We start from the raw sequence: 16,022 nt of genomic DNA, 5'->3' as shown, positions 1-16,022 counted from the left end.
CCGCATTACCGACCATGGCCGGGATGGATATTATACAGGGCTATTCTCGACTGTGGTGTGATACGGTGTGTTAAAATATGGTTGAATCGACACTTCCGGTGGGGACTACGATCGCGATTCTCTTCATGATCGCGGCTCCAATTCTCACGTACGTGCTGTACCGAATCGACATGATGAGAGGGGATGGACATGTTACTGTCTTCGGGAGAGGTGGTCAGTGATGGCGGAACTCCAGTTCCAGATCACCTTCGGACTGTTTATTCTGACGCTTGCAGGAATCGGACTGTACTTTTTCCTGACAACCGAGACGAAGCGGCTGTCGGAGTACATGCTCGCGGGTCGAGACGTCGGTACGGTTCCGATCGCGATTTCCGAAGTGACGGCGATCGCAAGTGGATGGACGTTCTTCGCCTGGGTTGGCGTCGGTTTCACGGTGGGGCTGAGTGGTCTCTGGTTCTCGATCACGATGATCTTCCTCGTGTTGTTCCTGTACCGATACGTCGCGCCGAACTTCCGCGGGACGTCCGAACAGCTCGGCAGTCAGACCGTGGTCGATCATCTCTCCGTCGTGTTCGGTGAACACAGACTCGGCCCGGCGATTCGACTCGTCGGGACGGTGACGATCGTCGTCTTCATGATGTCGTACATCGGCGCCCAGATCATTGCGATCGGTGAAGCGATGGATATCGCGCTCGGAATTCCCTACACGACCGCGATTCTGATCGGTGGAATCGCTGTCGCGTTCTACACGACGCTCGGCGGCTTCAACGCATCCGTGACGGCTCACCTCCTGATGGGATCGCTGGTCATCATCGCCGCGATTCTCGTCCCGGTTGGGATGATCGCCGAGATCGGTGGCTGGTCTGCGTTCCTCGCCGAGGCGTCGGCGAACGATCCAAACCTGCTCTCGATGAGTGGCGGCGACGCGGGGATGGCTCTCGTGATCGCGATTTTGGCCTGGGTCACCTTCGCCGCGGGCGCTATCGGCCAACCCCACGGCCTGATGCGGTTCCAGGCAATCCGCTCACAGCGGATCATTAGTGCGGCATCCGTCATCGCCGTCGCGTTCCAGGCGCTCAGGCTGACGGTTCCCCTGCTCATGGGTGTTGCCGGTCGCGTGCTCTACGAAGGCACCGACATCCACCACGAAAACGTTGCGATGCACGCCATCATCGACCTGTTCCCGGCCTGGCTGGCTGGAATCTTGCTCGCCGGTATCATCGGTGCGATTCTCTCGACGTCGGACTCGATGATGATCGTCACCTCCGCCGACGTGACGCGCTTCTACGAAGAACACGTCAATCCGAGAGCGACCGAGACCGAACTGATCCTGTTCGGCCGCGGAATCGTCGTCGGGGCCGCCGTCATCGGGATCGCGCTCGCGTACGTCCGACCGGGGACGATCTTCGAGATCATCGAGTTCGCGTTCGTCGGTCTCGGCGTCTCGCTTGGCTTGCCGCTTGCAGCACTCGTCCTGTGGAAGAAGACGACGGCAGAAGCCGTCCTCGCGACGATCCTCGTCGGTCTCGTTGGCTCGATCGGGAACCTTTATCTCTTCCCCGAGTACTTCCCGATTCTCGTCTGGCCGCCTGCAATCGCGGCGCTCGTGCTGGTGAGTCTGTGGACCTACGACGAACACGCGATGGAGTACGCCGAGTCGCGAACCGTCATCCAGGACTGACTGTTCTGGTGTTTCACAGTTCATTTTAGCACTGTTCGCCGACGGAACTGTTCTCGCGACCACCGTCTTGCGTGGTGAGTACTGATCACTCAGGACGATACCGTCCGGTTTCCACTTCGAACCTCGCGCCACCGTCGACGCTTTCTGTCACGTCAACGGTCCAGCCGTGGGCTTCGGCGATTCCCTTGACGATCGCGAGGCCGAAGCCGGTTCCATCGGTCGTCGTCGAGAACCCCTGGTCGAAGATTGCGTCCCGAACCGCAGGGGGAATGCCCGGTCCGTCGTCCGCGACGTAGAATCCCGTCCCGTCGGTCAGCAGACCGACTCGAACCGTCACGTCGTCGCCGCCGTGGTTGAGTGCGTTCGACAGCAGATTTTCGATCAGCTGACGTAACCGTACCTCGTCCGCCTCGAGCCGGTATCCGTCGAGATCGACGTCGATCGTGGCGTCGTCAGCCGGGATCGTCTCACGGACCGACTCGACGAGCGTGCCGAGTGCGACCGGCTGTGTCTCGTCGACCTGTTGGCCGTTGCGTGCGAGCGCCAGCAGGTCGGTGATCAGCGCGTTCATCCGCCGGTGTGCCGCCTCGATGCGGTCGAAGTCCTCCGACGACCCGCTCTCTCGAGCCAGTTCGAGGGCAGCCTGTGCAACTGTGAGCGGATTGCGAAGGTCGTGGCTCACGACGGCAGTGAACTCCTCGAGCCGGTCGTTGGTCCGCTGGAGGGTCCGTTCGTGTTCCTTGCGGTCGGTGATGTCCTGGAACGCACCACGAGCACCGATCAGGTCCCCATCGTCGTCGTACCACGGCGAACCAAGCGTTCGAACCCACCGAACCTCGTCGGTAGACGTGACGATCCGCAACTCCAGATCGTAGCGGTCACCCGTCGTCTGCAGCCGCTCGAACGCGTCCGTAATTGTTGTTCTGTCTCGAGGGTGGTAGAACTCGATCCCGTCTTCGATCGCCGGCTCGTACTCCGGGGGCAGCTCGTGGATGCGATAGACCTCGTCCGTCCACTGCATCGCTTCCGTCCGGAAGTCGACCGCCCAGCCGCCGATCGCTGCGACCGACTGGATCTGCCCGAGAAACTCTCGCTTTTGCTCGAGTTCCTGAGCCCGTCGGATGTGTGCCGTAATATCTCGGCCTTCGGCTACGAGTAAGTCGACCTCGCCTCGTTCGTCCGTAATCGGGCGAAGTGAGAAGTCGATAATTACGGTTCCATCGGCACCCTGGACCTCCGCATCGTACCGGACGAACTCGCCGTTGCCTGCCGATTCGATCGCGGCTTTCAGATCCTCCTGGCCGTCCTCGGAGTGTCGCCACCAGTCCGATTCCCAGAGTGGAGTGCCCACGACATCACTGCGGTCGAACCCGCCGAACTCGAGCGCGGAGTCGTTCGCCTCCAGAAGCGTCCCGTCGAGGTCGAGCAGGCCCGTAAACTGATAGGTCTGGTTGAAGATGGCGTCGTACCGTCGTTCGCGTTCTTTGAGTTCGGTAATGTTACGTGTCGCCCCGACTATCTTTTCGACGTCGCCGTCGATGACGACTGGCGCAATTCGCGTCTCCCAGGTGGACTGCTCGTCGGGAACGGAAGCGGTCTCTTCGTACTCGAGTGGCTCACGTCGGGCGACACACTCGCGGTAGTTCTCGAGGATAGTGCCGCCCCGGTCGTCACCGAAGACGTCCCGGAGTCGTCGTCCGCTTAGTTCGTCGTTGGACAGCCCGGTGTGGGCTTCGTAAACCGGGTTCACTCGCTCGAGCCGGAACTCGTCTCTGACTTCGTCGACGTCGATGAGAAACAGCGCATCCTGTGTGTTCTCGAAGACGGTTTCCGCGAGTTCGACCTCTGCCTCTCGGTCCGTTCGTTCGGTGACGTCACGGGTGATGATCGACAGGCCGTCCTCGTCGGCATAGAGGGTCGCCTCGAGCCAGTCGTCGGATACGTCGTCGAGTCGAACGTCGACAGTGCGTGGTTCGTGCGTGCGCATGACCACTCGGCAATGGGACTCGAACCGTGAGCCACGAAGGGCCGGGACGACGTCCCAGAGCACGTCGCCGACGACGTCCGCCGCTCGAGTGTCGGTCACTGCCGCCATTCGTTCGTTCCAGTACGTGATTCGCCACTCGGAGTCGACTGCACAGTACGGGTCCGAGATCCGGTCTGCCAATCGCTCGTACGCCGTTTCGCACGTCGTTCGGGTGTCAGTCATCGATCAAGTGAAACCACGGGTGGGACGAGACAGCGGAACGTGTTCGCCGGTGTGGAAATCCCCGAGTGACGTCGGGAGTGCACTCGGGTCAGGTGAATAACGGTTTAGCCGCTGGTAACGGCTTTGCGGATCCGTTCGACCAGGACATCGAACTGCTCGGGATCTGGGTCTTTTTGGACGTAATCGGTGACACCGGTTGCGATAGCCTCGCTCGCAACCCGCTCACTGCCTTTAGCGGTAAAGACGATAAACGGGAGGTCAACATCCTGTTCGCGGACAGCCTTCAGAAAATCGAGCCCGCTGATGGCTGGCATCTGATAGTCGCTGACGACGCAGTCGAACGACGCCTCCTCGAGCGTCGAGACTGCCTCGAGCGTACTCGCCGCCGTCGTCACTTCGATATCGTCGTTCTCGCGTTCGATGTAGCCCCCGATGGTTTCGGGAAGCCCTGGCTCGTCGTCGACGAGCAACACCGCGATTCCCTCGTCGTCGGTCCGAGCGTCCGCGTCGACCGTCCGCTCGTACTGGAGTTGCTGGCGGACGGCGAGGTCGAGCCACGCACCGACGGTGCCGTGGAGGCTGGTCGATTCGACGATCTGCTCGTCCGGGTCGTACGTGAGCAGCCCGCGGTCTTCGAGTAATGGAAGATGACTGTGGAGCAACGAACTGTGCACGTGCGTGTTGTCGTCCGCACTGCCCTCTTTCGTACTGGCCGCTGTGAGCACGTCGACCAGCTCGTCGAGCGTCGCGACCCGGTGCTGGCGGAGATGGAACAGCACAGTTCGTCGACCCGCGTTGGAAAGGGCGTAGAACAGTTCGTCACTATCGAGGGGCCCGTGACCGTCTGAGTCGGAAATCTCACCTTTCATTGGTAGTAGTGAGCACCAACCAAGCATAAACATTATTTAATTTTCAATAATAATACCATTAAGCCTGAGCGTCAAGCCGTCTGGATACTCTCACATCCCCATATCTTCGGCGTCTCCGGGGATGGGCAGATCGTGTGTCGAGACACCGAGTAGCTCCGCGACGTGATCGAGTGCCATGTCGAAGCCGTAGTAGCGCTCGAGTTCGTCGGCGTCGGCCGTCGGTCGCACCTTCAACATGGCATAGCCCTCGCGGTTCTGTGCGATCGCGGCGGTTCCACGTGCACTCGAGTCCGGCTGGGCCGTAAACTCGAGCAGCCGTTCGCGCTCGGTCTCACGATAGGTCGCCTCGATGCCGTTTGCCGTAGCTGATCGTTCGCCAACGTCCTCGTCGGCGTCGGTCTCGTCCATACCTGCTCTATGGGGCGGACCACCGGGAAACTATCGGTTCGGTTCTGCATTGCCTCGAACTGTGGCGACGGAGACCGACATCGCTTTTTCACCGCCCGGGGGAGTGATGGTCGTGAGCCGGACGGACTCGAACGTCTCGCACCATCCGGTCGCGGAGTTTCGACTCACGCCGGCCGTGACCGTCACGTGGCTTTTCGTCTCCGTTGCCGGTTTTTTCGCGTTCGCCTACGGGTTTGGTGCCCTCGTCGCGGCGCTCGGCGGCCGTTCGCTCGAGCCCATTGTGATCCCCGCGCTGTCGGCGACTGGACTGACGGTTCGGTTCGTCGCCGCATTCGTTCTCGTTCCCGTCGTCGTCTCGGTCCACGAGTTGCTCCACGGTGTTTTCATGGCTCGGTACGGCGGCAGGCCCAGCTACGGCGTGGGCGTCTCTCGGTTCTTCTTCCCTACCGCCTACGCAGAAACGGGCTCGAGTTTTACCCGTACGGAGTTGCTCGTCGTCTTGCTCGCGCCGTTCGTCGTGATCACGGCCGCCGGTCTCGCCGCGGCACTCGTCGTCCCCTCCTCGGTGCTCGTGTTCGTGCTCGCGGTCAACGCCGCGGGCTCGATCGGCGACCTCTGGATGGCTGGCGTCCTGTTGCAGTATTCCGCCGACGCCCGTGTCGCCGGGCTCCCGGCGGGGAGCGAGGCCGGATTCGCCGTCTACGCACGGAGTGACGAAGCGGTGACTCGTCGGTCTGGGTCGGCACTCCTCGCGAAGGGCTGTGCGGGTGCCGTCGGGACGGTGGCGGTTATCGTGGCGACGGCGCTCGCGGCCGTCTTCCTCTCGCTTGCAGCCGGCTCTGGAACTGTGATCGTCGGCGACCCCGGTAGCCGATGGTTCGTTTTTAGCCACGAGCGCCTCGCCAGCGGCGGTGCCGCACTCGAGGTCGGAACGCCGTTCGTGGTCGGCGCGTCCGCTGTGGGTGGCGTCGGCTGGGCGCTGGTGACGGCCGTGGCTCGTGGACTCGAGTGAGCCGGACTGCTGTCCGTGGGTTCGAAGCCGACCGTGAGCCGGCCTGCGGTGGGGCCGGGAAATCGGCACAGCAATCCACCTCAGCACAGCACCGATGATCGGGTGTGTCTCGGGCCACCGCTCGAGTCCCGAATCGCAACGTTCGAGCGGCTGTCGTCTCGAGAGGACGTATGGGAAAGTGGCTCCAGAGCGGCCGTCGACGAGACGTCTGTTACCTCCTTGCGGCCGCAGACGGCGACGAACTGCGCGGACAGCAACTCAAGTCCCAACTCGAGTCTCACTACGACGAGCGCATCGAGCCGAAGTCGTTCTACGGCTCGCTGTCGGCGCTGGTCGACGCAGGGTTCGTCGAGAAGCGCACCGCGGGGATCCACGACGCGTACGCGCTGACCGACGCGGGACGCCAGCGTGTCGACGACCACTACGCCTGGGTACGGTCCTGTCTCGAGGGGCGAGCCGACGGCTGAAGTGGACCGCTGTCGGTCAGTTCCGTGGCTCGCACACCAAACTGTGGATCTGCCGACTGTTCTCGCCAGTTCTCCCAAAGACGGAACGACACTCGACCAGGACCGCCGTCTTATGGACAAACGAACGCTCGAAGACTTACTTGCGACAATTCTGTTTTCGTATTTCGTTCTTCGGCGAACGAATGCCAACACTTATCCGTGTCGTGGCACTCGGTATAGATGCAATGGCAAACGGTAAGGTTGATTTCTTCAACGACACTGGCGGCTACGGTTTCATCGACACTGACGACGCGGACGAGGACGTATTCTTCCACATGGAAGACGTCGGCGGCGAGGACCTGACTGAAGGCACCGAAATCGAATTCGACATCGAGCAGGCCCCCAAGGGTCCCCGCGCGAAGAACGTCGTTCGACTCTAACTACGATATTCTACTGTCGCTTCCCGCGACACGAAGTATTGCTGCATTTTTTGGACCGTCACGCTCGACAGCGACGCCTCGGCGTCCCACGAGTGGATCGAATGGCGCGCTGACAGCGTCCTGGACGGAGACGAAGCGGACCGACTCGAGTCGACGTGCGACAGCACTGGCCGGTCGCTTCTCGCTGGGTTCGTGTCACCGGTTGGAATATCCCGCCGGGACCGGGTTGTTTTTCCGGGATGCGCCCAAACTACACGCGAGTAGATGACCCCCGGCCAGCACGAAATCACAACCGACGCCGACCTGGAATGGTGTTACGACGCGGTTCACGGCGTTTCGCGGACTTTCTCGATCACTATCGACCGACTCGAGGAGCCGATGGCGAGTCACATCTGCCTCGGGTACCTCCTCTGTCGGGTCGCCGACACGATCGAAGACGCGGGACACATTCCACCGGCGGCCCAGACCGAACTCCTGAACGAGTACGATCGACTCCTCGATCCAGCGGACGACGTTCCGGTATCGTCGTTCATGGACGACGTCGAGCCCTGGATCCCCGAGGAGCGATCGAACGACTGGGAGGTCGTCGCTGAGACGCCACGCGTCCTCCGAACGTTCGAATCGCTTGAGGAGGAGCCCCGTGAGATCATGCGGGAACCCGTTCGCGAACTCGTCGGCGGGATGGCGATGTTCACCGATCGCTACGCCGAGGAGGGCGGACTGCGCCTCCAGACGCTCGATGAACTCGAGGAGTACTGCTGGTACGCCGCGGGGACCGTCGGTACGCTGATCACCGGACTCGTCGCCCGCGGAACGTCTACTGAGCGTGCGGCAGAGTTGCGCGCCAACGCCCGCTCGTTCGCCTTGCTGTTACAACTGGTCAACATCGCCAAAGACGTCGAAGCCGACTACCACGAGGAGAACAACGTCTACCTCCCCGCAGAGTGGCTCGCAGAGGAGGACGTTCCGCTCGACGGCGTCACCCACGAGGAGAACTACGGGGCCGTTACGAACGTCATTCAGCGCGTCACCGGCCGTGCCGAGGGCTATCTCGACGACGCCCAGCGCTATCTCGAGGCCGTCCCGGAGACACACGGCAACCGCCTGTCGGCCTGGGCGATTCCCTACCTGCTCGCCGTCGGCACGATGCGCGAACTGCGCGAGCGGCCCGAAGACGTCGTCCGCGAGGGTGGCGTGAAGGTGCCTCGAGCGGAAGTGTACGCCTTGATTCAGACGTTCGAGGAGGGAGTCCCACGGTCGCATCTTGAAGAGCTCCGCAAAGAGATGGCTGAAAAGCCACTCCATCGCTGAGTTCGACGGGGTCGAACGCGTTTTCACCGTCCAGTCGTCGGATGCTGGTGTCGGCACTGACAGTCGGTTTCTTCTTGCTTCGGTAGTCGGTCATGAGGGTAGAGTTTTACCGCCGCGTAGATCTGTGGTTGTATGGTCACGGTTCTCACCGCTGACGACGTCGAGTCGTTGTGTGACGTAGAGACGATGCTCCCCGCTGTCGAAACCGCGCTCGTCGAACAGGCCTCGGGCGCCGTCGAACGACCCGATCGGCCGCACTTTCCGGTCGGTGCGGGACTCGACGACGACACTCCCCACGGGACGGGACTGACCATGCCGGCGTACGTCCACGGCGAACCGTACTACGCAACGAAACTCGCGAGCGTTCACGAAGGAAACGCGGCCCGCGGTCTCCCGACGATCCAGGCACAGATCGCGCTTACCGACGCTCGAACCGGAACGCCGGTCGCCTACATGCCCGGGACGCGGGTGACGAACGTACGAACTGGCTGTGTGGGTGGCCTCGCGGCCCGAGCGCTCGCCGCAGAGCCAGTTCGTCTCGCGGTCATCGGGGCTGGCGCACAGGCCCGCTGGCAGACGCGGGCGATCGCCACGACGTCGGACCTCGAGTCGGTGACAGTCTACTCGCGAAGCGACTCGAAACACGACTGCGCCGACGATCTTCGGGCGGACGGAATCCCGGCTGAAACCGCGGAGACGGCCGCGGACGCCGTTTCGGACGCGACAGTCGTCGTAACTGCGACGACGAGTACGGAACCGGTGTTCCCGGCCGACGCGACGGACGCCGAACTCGTGGTCGCGGTTGGCGCTTACGAAGCCACAATGCAGGAACTCGAGCCCGAACTCTTCGAGCGGGCCGATCGAGTGTTCGCGGACGTGCCGGGCGAGGCGATCGAAACCGGGGACCTCCAGGGGACGTCGGTCCGTGAGGCCGATCTCGTGGCGCTTGCGGAGGCGTTCGACGGTGATCGACCCGACGAGCCAGCCGACGGGCTCACCGTGGTCAAAAGCGTCGGCAGCGCGGTCATGGATCTGACCGCGGCGACGACCGTCTACGAGCGCTCCGTCGATACCGACGCCGGCACTGACGTCCCGTTCCGACGTGTCGACGAGTAACACCGGGCGATTGGATGGGTCCGCGATCGGTCCGACTCGAGGTCGGCCGGTTCGTCGACGACGGACTCCGGGGCAACTTTGAAGAACGGACAGTGTGAGTATCACGTACCCTGGTGAATCGCGTGAGTGAGAAATTCGCATCTGCCGACCCTGAAACCGGTGAGAGCGCCGGCTACGAGGTCACTGCCGACGTCGGAAGCGACGCCGATTCACACCGTCGGTCGAGGAGCGAACGGGACGGTGACGAGGGATCGCTAACCAGGCTGGTGTTCGGTATGGGTTCGACCCCGGAACGCGTCGCTTCACGGATCAGGCAGGACGAGCAGGAGACGCTCGAGGAGGCCGGCCTCGATCCGGACGACGTCTCGAGCAAGGAGTACTCCTACCGGATGCTACTGGATGCGGGTGTCGAGGAGTCGGTCGCCGACGCGCTTCGTCGGCGGCTGTCGCTTCCCTGGTCGTTCGAGACCGACGGCGACCTGGATCGACGATCCACCGAAGTCCGCGGACTCGGCGAGGCCGAACGGGCGTGGATCGCTGCGAGCGAGGACGAACGCTGGCAGGCGTTCGAGCACGCTGGCGCTGGCCGAACCGAGCCTGCAGGCGACGACCGGACTGGTCGCCCCTGTCCTCGCCCGACGCCCGTCACGGCCGTTGCTGGCGTCGGTCCCGACGATGCCGACGTTCTCGCCGACGCTGGCATCATCTCAGCCGAGCGGTTGGCGACGGTCGATGCGAACGAGGTCGCCAGACTGCTCGAGCTGGACGTGTTACACGTCCGAACGTGGCGATACAACGCTCGCGAACTGCTCGAGTGAGCCGGCCCTCGGCGACGAAACCGTCGCTCGACGATTACGTACTACTCGAGTAAGAAATTCGGTGAAAGCGGACCATCAGAGATTTATAGCGGCCTGTCGGACCGTCTATCAGATGATTCCGATCGACGACTCTCCGATCGTTCGCGACGGCAAGTCACTGATTTTGGCGATGGACCACGGCCTCGAACACGGTCCAGTCGACTTCAAAGAGGTACCGGAGAAACTCGATCCATCGACGGTCTTCGAGACGGCGACGCACGACGCCGTTACCTGTATGGCCGTCCAGAAGGGGATCGCAGAGGGTTACTACCCGAGCTACGAGGACGACGTCAACCTCCTGTTGAAGGTAAACGGCACCTCGAACCTCTGGATGGGCGAGTACGACTCGGCGGTCAACTGCTCGGTCGACTACGCCGCCGAGATCGGCGCCGACGCCGTCGGTTTCACCCTCTACGGTGGGTCGAACCACGAAGTCGAGATGGCAGAAGAGTTCCGCGACGTCCAGGAAGACGCCCGCAAGCACGACCTGCCAGTCGTCATGTGGTCGTACCCGCGCGGTCAGGGACTCAAAAACGACACCAAGCCGGACGTCATCTCGTATGCAACCCGTCTCGGCCTCGAGCTGGGTGCCGACATCGCGAAGGTCAAATACCCCGGCAGCAAGGACGCGATGGCCCACGCCGTCCAGTGTGCTGGTGACATGAACGTCGTCATGAGCGGCGGCTCGAAGACCTCCGACCACGAGTTCCTCTCGACGGTCGAAGCCGCCGTCGACGCCGGCGCGAAAGGGCTGGCCGTCGGCCGCAACATCTGGCAGCGTGAGGACCCCACCCGAATCCTAGACGCCCTCGAGCTCGTCATCTACGAAGAGGAGACGGCCGACGCCGCACTCGAGGCGACCGAGTAGGAATGTCAGGTCCCGATCCCGTCGACGACGTGGTCGCGACGATCGCCCGCTCGGCGTCGGAGATCCGGCAAGGACTGGTCGGTCGTCGAGGCGACGTCGACGAGGAAAACCCCAGTGGGGAGACGCAGGCCGAGGCGGACGTCTGGGCCGACGAGTTGCTCGAAGACCGGCTGACGTCGATCGACGGCGTCGCCCAGTATGCAAGCGAAGAGCGCTCCGAGATCGTCGACTGTGAGGGTGAGGGCTACTGCGTCGCCGTCGATCCCCTCGATGGCTCCTCGAACCTCAAGTCGAACAATACGATGGGGACGGTGTTCGGCATCTACGACGAACCGCTCCCTGCGCCAGGGACCGCGCTGGTCGCTTCGGGCTGGATCCTCTACGGGCCGATCACGACGATGGCGTACGCCCGCGACGGCTCGGTTACGAGGTACGAACTCACCGGCGGCGAACGAACCGTCGTCGAGGAGAACGTCACCATCCCAGCCGATCCGCTCGTCTACGGCTTCGGCGGCCGCGTCCCCGACTGGCCCGAGGAGTTCGATGCGTACGCCCGCGAGGTCGAGTCCGATCCGGGTCACAAGCTCCGCTATGGCGGCGCGATGATCGGCGACGTCAACCAGGTGCTGACCTACGGCGGGATCTTCGCGTATCCCGCTCTCGAGGGGGCACCTCGTGGCAAACTCCGCCTGCAGTTCGAGGGGAACCCGATCGCGTACCTCATCGAGGCAGCCGGCGGCCGCTCCTCCGACGGGAGCCAGTCGATCCTCGAGGTCGAACCGACCGACGTCCACCAGCGCGTGCCGGTCCACGTCGGTAACACCGAACTGATCGACAGACTCGAGACCGTCCTCGAGTAACGACTGGCTGTCGGCCGTCGTATGGCCACCGTCCAGCCATCGGCGTATAACTTTTCGTGTCAGCGATCCGTCGTTCTGACCACGCGAGCGACGGGGAAGTCCGCACGGGTGGCGGACGCCGACCACCGCAGGATTATCCCGCTGGGACTGGGAGGGAGCCGTGCCATGTCTGACGCACACTCTCAACTGGAGGCGGATATCGCCGCGCTCGAGGGTCTGCCGGTGTTCGTCGCCTACAACGCGAACGTCGACGCGGTCGTCCGCGTCGGCGAGGAGCTGGAATCGTTTCTCGAGCGGCCGTCCGATCCCGGTTCCGAACTGCCATCGAGTCCGCTGCACTCGAAACGGGAACTCGCCGCGGCGATCACGCATACGATGGCGGCTGGCCGAGGGGACGAGATCGCGATGACCGACGCGTTCGCCGCCACGCTCGAGGCGGATCTCGAGCCCGACAGCCAGCAGATGGGCGGCCAGACGGGGATCATGACGAACCTGCTCACCGCGCTGGGAACAGCCCCGATCACGTACACGTACCTGGTCTCGGACCGACAGCTATCGATGTTCGACCACCCTGACGAGATTCGCTATCCGACCGTCGATGACGGGCAGGTACGGTACGTACCCCTCCCCGAAGCGGTCAACACGGATCGGACGAAGATCAACTGGGTGTTCGAGTTCCGGACGGGAGACGAGTTTTTCGGCGTGACCGCACCCGAAGACACCCGGTTCATCGCTGCCTCGAGGCCGCCGGAGTTCGACCTCTCTGCGGGGGAACTCGACGAGGCGATCGACCAGGTGGGCGAGGCCGTCGACGGAGCACTCCTCGCAGGCTATCACAACCTCACCCCTGCCCACGTCGAGGACGGCTACGAGGAGACCCACCGTCACGCCCGCGAGGTCATCCGTCGGCTTCGGTCGGGGAGCGACGTCGACGTCCACGTCGAGTACGCCGTCACCCACGACGACGACCTCAGAGCGAGCATGTACGAGTGGATCCTGCCGGAGGCGACCGTCGTCGGCGCGGACACGCACGAGCTGACGATACTGCACGACGACGCGGGCCTGGAGGTCGTCGCAGAACCGCCGTCGGAGGCAACGCCGTTCGAACCCGACGAGATTCTCGACCACTACCGGATGCTTGAGGCGGTTCGCGAGGAACTCGGCGTCGACTGTATCCAGCTCCACGCGATGGAGTACCACCTCGCTGTGATGGAGTCGTACCACTCGCCGAAGGCGCTCCGACGGGGCCTCGAGTTTTCGGCCGTCAACGCCGCTACCAAGGCGGCGCTGGGACACATCTCGGAATCCGCGGACCTCGAAACCGGCCTCGAGTACGAGCCCTCGGCGATGGGACGTGAAGCGATCGGCCTGCTCGCCGATCACCTCGGCGAGACGGCCGACGGCGGCGTCCTCACCACGCCCACCGTCGCCGCCTGCCCCAATCGCGTCGTCGACGAACCGGCGGGGACGGTCGGCATCGGCGACATCGTCTCCTCCTCGAGTTTCGTTCTGGAACTCGCCGTGGCCAACGACCAGTAAGCGTGACTGACGGTGTCTGCGAGTGGTGTCACGGGTGTTTTGCGCTCACCGGTACGCAAAACACCGGCACCTCGGCCTGACGAACCACGTTTTCGGTCACGCTCCCGAGGAACCACTGTCCAATTCCCGTCCGACCGTGGGTTCCCATGACGATGCCGTCGACGTCGTTTTCGGTCGCATACGTGGGTATCTCGGTTATCGGCGACCCTGTCACAATCGACCCCGAGACGCCCACCCCGGCATCCTCGCCGCGCGCTCGGACCGCGTCGATGACCGCCTCTGCTCTGTACTCGAGGGCCTCGAGGAGGTCGTCCGCTTCCGGCACATCCGCGAACGGGCCCATGTCGACCGAGTAGAGTGCGTGTATCGACGACTCGAGTCGGTCCGCGAGTTCGATCCCCCACTCGGCCGCGATCGTCGCGCCGTCGCTGCCGTCCGTAGGAAGGAGGAACCGGTCGAACCGAACCCTGTCGATGGCAGGCTCGTCGGCGTTCGGCGGAACCGCGAGTACGGGAGTCCGTGCCGTCCGGAGAACGTTTTCCGTCACACTGCCGAGGAGTACCCTGTCGAGCCCCGTTCGACCCTTCGTTCCCATAACGATGACGTCGATCTCGCGTCGCGTGGCGTACTCCCTGATCGACTGGAACGGAGTGCCCTTCCTGATCGTCGTCGTAACCGCTATTTCCTCGTCGTGGTCCGCGGCCAGCCGGGCGATCTCTTCGACCGCCTTCTCGGCGCGCTCCTCGAGCGACTGGAGATCCAGTTCGTCGAGATCCCCCGCCCGGAGTCGGGATTCGACGATCGACAGTACATGGACATCCGCGTCGATTCGCGATGCGAGCGCAATCCCGCGTCCGGCTCCGGCGAGTGCGCCATCGCTACCGTCGGTCGGTATCAGTATCGATTCGATGAACCGGCTCATAGGCGAGTCTTCGGGTGCTTCACCGGCTCGAGGAATAACTGTGTGGGGCTCGTCGGATCGGTGGTGCGGTTTCGTCGTGACTTCCCGTACCGATTCCTGATCGGTTCAGGAATCGAGTCCCAGGGAGTCGACGAAGATCTCGAGCAGGTCCACCAACTGTCTTGGCAGCAGGAACTGTTCCCGGACGCGCTCGCGGGCGTTATCGCCGAACGACCGGCGGCGTTCGTCGTTCTCGAGGAGGTCGACGATTCGATTGCCAGCACCGATGGCGTCGTCAGGCTCGACGAGGTAGCCGTTTCGGCCGTCTTCGACCTGGAGGGGGATCCCGCCGACCGTCGAACCGACGACCGGCGTGCGCTTCCACAGCGCCTCCGCGACGACGAGACCGAACCCCTCGCGAAGTGACTTCTGGACGACGACGTCCGACAGCCGCTGAAGGGCGTTTATGGCTCCGTCCGGGAGGTCCGTCAGGGTATGGACATCCGGGTCGTCGACCGCCTCTGCGGCGACCTGCTCGTACAGCTCCAGTCCCTCCGGGTCGTCGCCAGCCATCCCGCCAGCCAGCGCCAACTGTAGCTCCGGGACCGCTTTCTTGGCGGTTCGGTACGCTTCGAGGGTACCGAACTGGTCTTTCCACGGATCGAAACGGGACACCTGCGTCACCACTGGCGCGTCGAACGAGAGCGGATCCAGCCGGTCGCGTTCGGCCGCCAGCTCGGCGTCCTCGAGCGGTCGGTTCTTCTCCGTTATCGGATCGATCGACGGGGAGACGATGCTCGTTGCCGGGACGTCGACCACCGCGTACGCCGAACGGCTGAAGATCGCGTGATCGATCGGGTCGGTGTACGCCGAGACGAACGCGAGATAGTCTTCGACCGGCTCGGTGAGATCGACGTGACACCGCCAGATTATCGGTGCGTTTGGCAGCTGTTCGTCGAGTCGCTCGAGCATGCCAAGCGTCTGGGGATCGTGGGCCAGCACGAGGTCGTACTCGGCTTGGATCTCGGCCGCGTTGGTCGCGGTCACCTCGCGATAAATGACTTTCATCTCGTCAGTTACCGGCTCGCCGCTTCCCTGGAGGCCGTTGTGAACCGCCTTCGTGACCTCGAAGAAGTCGTCGTCGGCGTCCATGACGAGCCAGTCGGTCTCGATACCGAGGTCGGTACAGACCGGCACGATCGAGCGGAGCAACTCCGCGACGCCGCCACCCGTCGCGGTCGAGTTGATGTGCAGGATTCGAGCTTCGGATAGCGTTTCGGCGAGTTCGCGAAGCTGCTCGAGCAGGTCGCGCTCGGTCACGGCGGCGTACGCCTCGATCGAACGGTCCGGGAGCGAGGGGGCGTGCATCGTCCGTACCGCTTTCCACGACGACGGTGGTATCTGTTGGGGTATTCATGTCGAGTTCGCGTATTAGAAGGCCTGTAACTAGCGCTTGCTAACGCTTTGGCCCAACAAATATACACGCCGGAGGTGGAGTCCGGATC

Annotated in this window: 15 protein-coding genes; 10 read left to right on the top strand and 5 right to left on the bottom strand. The window is 63.3% G+C overall.

Annotated features, from left to right (window positions below):
* The first annotated feature begins 220 nt into the window (after positions 1–220).
* The gene (locus AArc1_RS13655) at positions 221–1,681 is read left to right on the top strand and encodes a sodium/proline symporter (RefSeq protein WP_117364894.1); all 1,461 of its coding nucleotides are present in this window, start codon (positions 221–223) and stop codon (positions 1,679–1,681) included.
* Between the two features lie 85 nt (positions 1,682–1,766).
* Here the strand turns inward: AArc1_RS13655 and AArc1_RS13650 are convergent, their stop codons facing one another.
* The 3 genes from AArc1_RS13650 to AArc1_RS13640 all read right to left on the bottom strand — a co-directional run bounded on the left by AArc1_RS13650 (position 1,767) and on the right by AArc1_RS13640 (position 5,167).
* Positions 1,767–3,890, bottom strand: a complete 2,124-nt coding sequence (locus AArc1_RS13650; protein WP_117364893.1) for a PAS domain-containing sensor histidine kinase — start codon at positions 3,888–3,890, stop codon at positions 1,767–1,769.
* Between the two features lie 104 nt (positions 3,891–3,994).
* A complete protein-coding gene (locus tag AArc1_RS13645) occupies positions 3,995–4,759 on the bottom strand; it encodes a response regulator (RefSeq protein ID WP_117364892.1) in 765 nt (254 codons plus the stop codon).
* A gap of 90 nt (positions 4,760–4,849) precedes the next feature.
* Positions 4,850–5,167 (bottom strand): DUF7111 family protein, encoded by a 318-nt coding sequence (locus tag AArc1_RS13640; RefSeq protein ID WP_117364891.1) that lies wholly within the window; start codon positions 5,165–5,167, stop codon positions 4,850–4,852.
* A gap of 106 nt (positions 5,168–5,273) precedes the next feature.
* Between AArc1_RS13640 and AArc1_RS13635 the strand changes: the two genes are divergently transcribed.
* The 9 genes from AArc1_RS13635 to AArc1_RS13595 all read left to right on the top strand — a co-directional run bounded on the left by AArc1_RS13635 (position 5,274) and on the right by AArc1_RS13595 (position 13,616).
* A complete protein-coding gene (locus AArc1_RS13635; RefSeq protein ID WP_323368555.1) occupies positions 5,274–6,179 on the top strand; it encodes a DUF3267 domain-containing protein in 906 nt (301 codons plus the stop codon).
* 170 nt (positions 6,180–6,349) lie between these two features.
* Positions 6,350–6,646: a PadR family transcriptional regulator gene (locus AArc1_RS13630; RefSeq protein ID WP_117364890.1), complete on the top strand. Its 297-nt coding sequence runs from the start codon at positions 6,350–6,352 to the stop codon at positions 6,644–6,646.
* 224 nt (positions 6,647–6,870) lie between these two features.
* Positions 6,871–7,065, top strand: a complete 195-nt coding sequence (locus AArc1_RS13625) for a cold-shock protein (RefSeq protein ID WP_117364889.1) — start codon at positions 6,871–6,873, stop codon at positions 7,063–7,065.
* Positions 7,066–7,329: 264 nt separating this feature from the next.
* A complete protein-coding gene (locus tag AArc1_RS13620; protein ID WP_117364888.1) occupies positions 7,330–8,376 on the top strand; it encodes a phytoene/squalene synthase family protein in 1,047 nt (348 codons plus the stop codon).
* A gap of 132 nt (positions 8,377–8,508) precedes the next feature.
* Complete coding sequence (locus tag AArc1_RS13615) at positions 8,509–9,492, top strand: ornithine cyclodeaminase family protein (RefSeq protein WP_117364887.1); 984 nt, start codon at positions 8,509–8,511, stop codon at positions 9,490–9,492.
* A gap of 122 nt (positions 9,493–9,614) precedes the next feature.
* Positions 9,615–10,310: a DUF7409 domain-containing protein gene (locus AArc1_RS13610; RefSeq protein ID WP_394341235.1), complete on the top strand. Its 696-nt coding sequence runs from the start codon at positions 9,615–9,617 to the stop codon at positions 10,308–10,310.
* A gap of 112 nt (positions 10,311–10,422) precedes the next feature.
* A complete protein-coding gene (locus tag AArc1_RS13605) occupies positions 10,423–11,217 on the top strand; it encodes a class I fructose-bisphosphate aldolase (protein ID WP_117364885.1) in 795 nt (264 codons plus the stop codon).
* Positions 11,218–11,219: 2 nt separating this feature from the next.
* Positions 11,220–12,077 (top strand): class 1 fructose-bisphosphatase, encoded by an 858-nt coding sequence (locus tag AArc1_RS13600; protein ID WP_117364884.1) that lies wholly within the window; start codon positions 11,220–11,222, stop codon positions 12,075–12,077.
* A 165-nt stretch (positions 12,078–12,242) separates the two neighbouring features.
* Positions 12,243–13,616: an ADP-dependent glucokinase/phosphofructokinase gene (locus AArc1_RS13595; RefSeq protein WP_117364883.1), complete on the top strand. Its 1,374-nt coding sequence runs from the start codon at positions 12,243–12,245 to the stop codon at positions 13,614–13,616.
* Positions 13,617–13,644: 28 nt separating this feature from the next.
* Here the strand turns inward: AArc1_RS13595 and AArc1_RS13590 are convergent, their stop codons facing one another.
* Together AArc1_RS13590 and AArc1_RS13585 are read right to left on the bottom strand one after the other, a co-directional pair.
* Complete coding sequence (locus AArc1_RS13590; protein WP_117364882.1) at positions 13,645–14,538, bottom strand: universal stress protein; 894 nt, start codon at positions 14,536–14,538, stop codon at positions 13,645–13,647.
* Positions 14,539–14,643: 105 nt separating this feature from the next.
* Complete coding sequence (locus AArc1_RS13585) at positions 14,644–15,885, bottom strand: glycosyltransferase (protein ID WP_117364881.1); 1,242 nt, start codon at positions 15,883–15,885, stop codon at positions 14,644–14,646.
* Positions 15,886–16,022 lie beyond the last annotated feature (137 nt).

Origin of the sequence: Natrarchaeobaculum sulfurireducens (assembly GCF_003430825.1) — an archaeon.
Classification (GTDB): domain Archaea; phylum Halobacteriota; class Halobacteria; order Halobacteriales; family Natrialbaceae; genus Natrarchaeobaculum; species Natrarchaeobaculum sulfurireducens.
The sequence above is the reverse complement of the archived record's forward strand: the minus strand, read 5'-3'. Positions and strand labels throughout refer to the sequence as shown.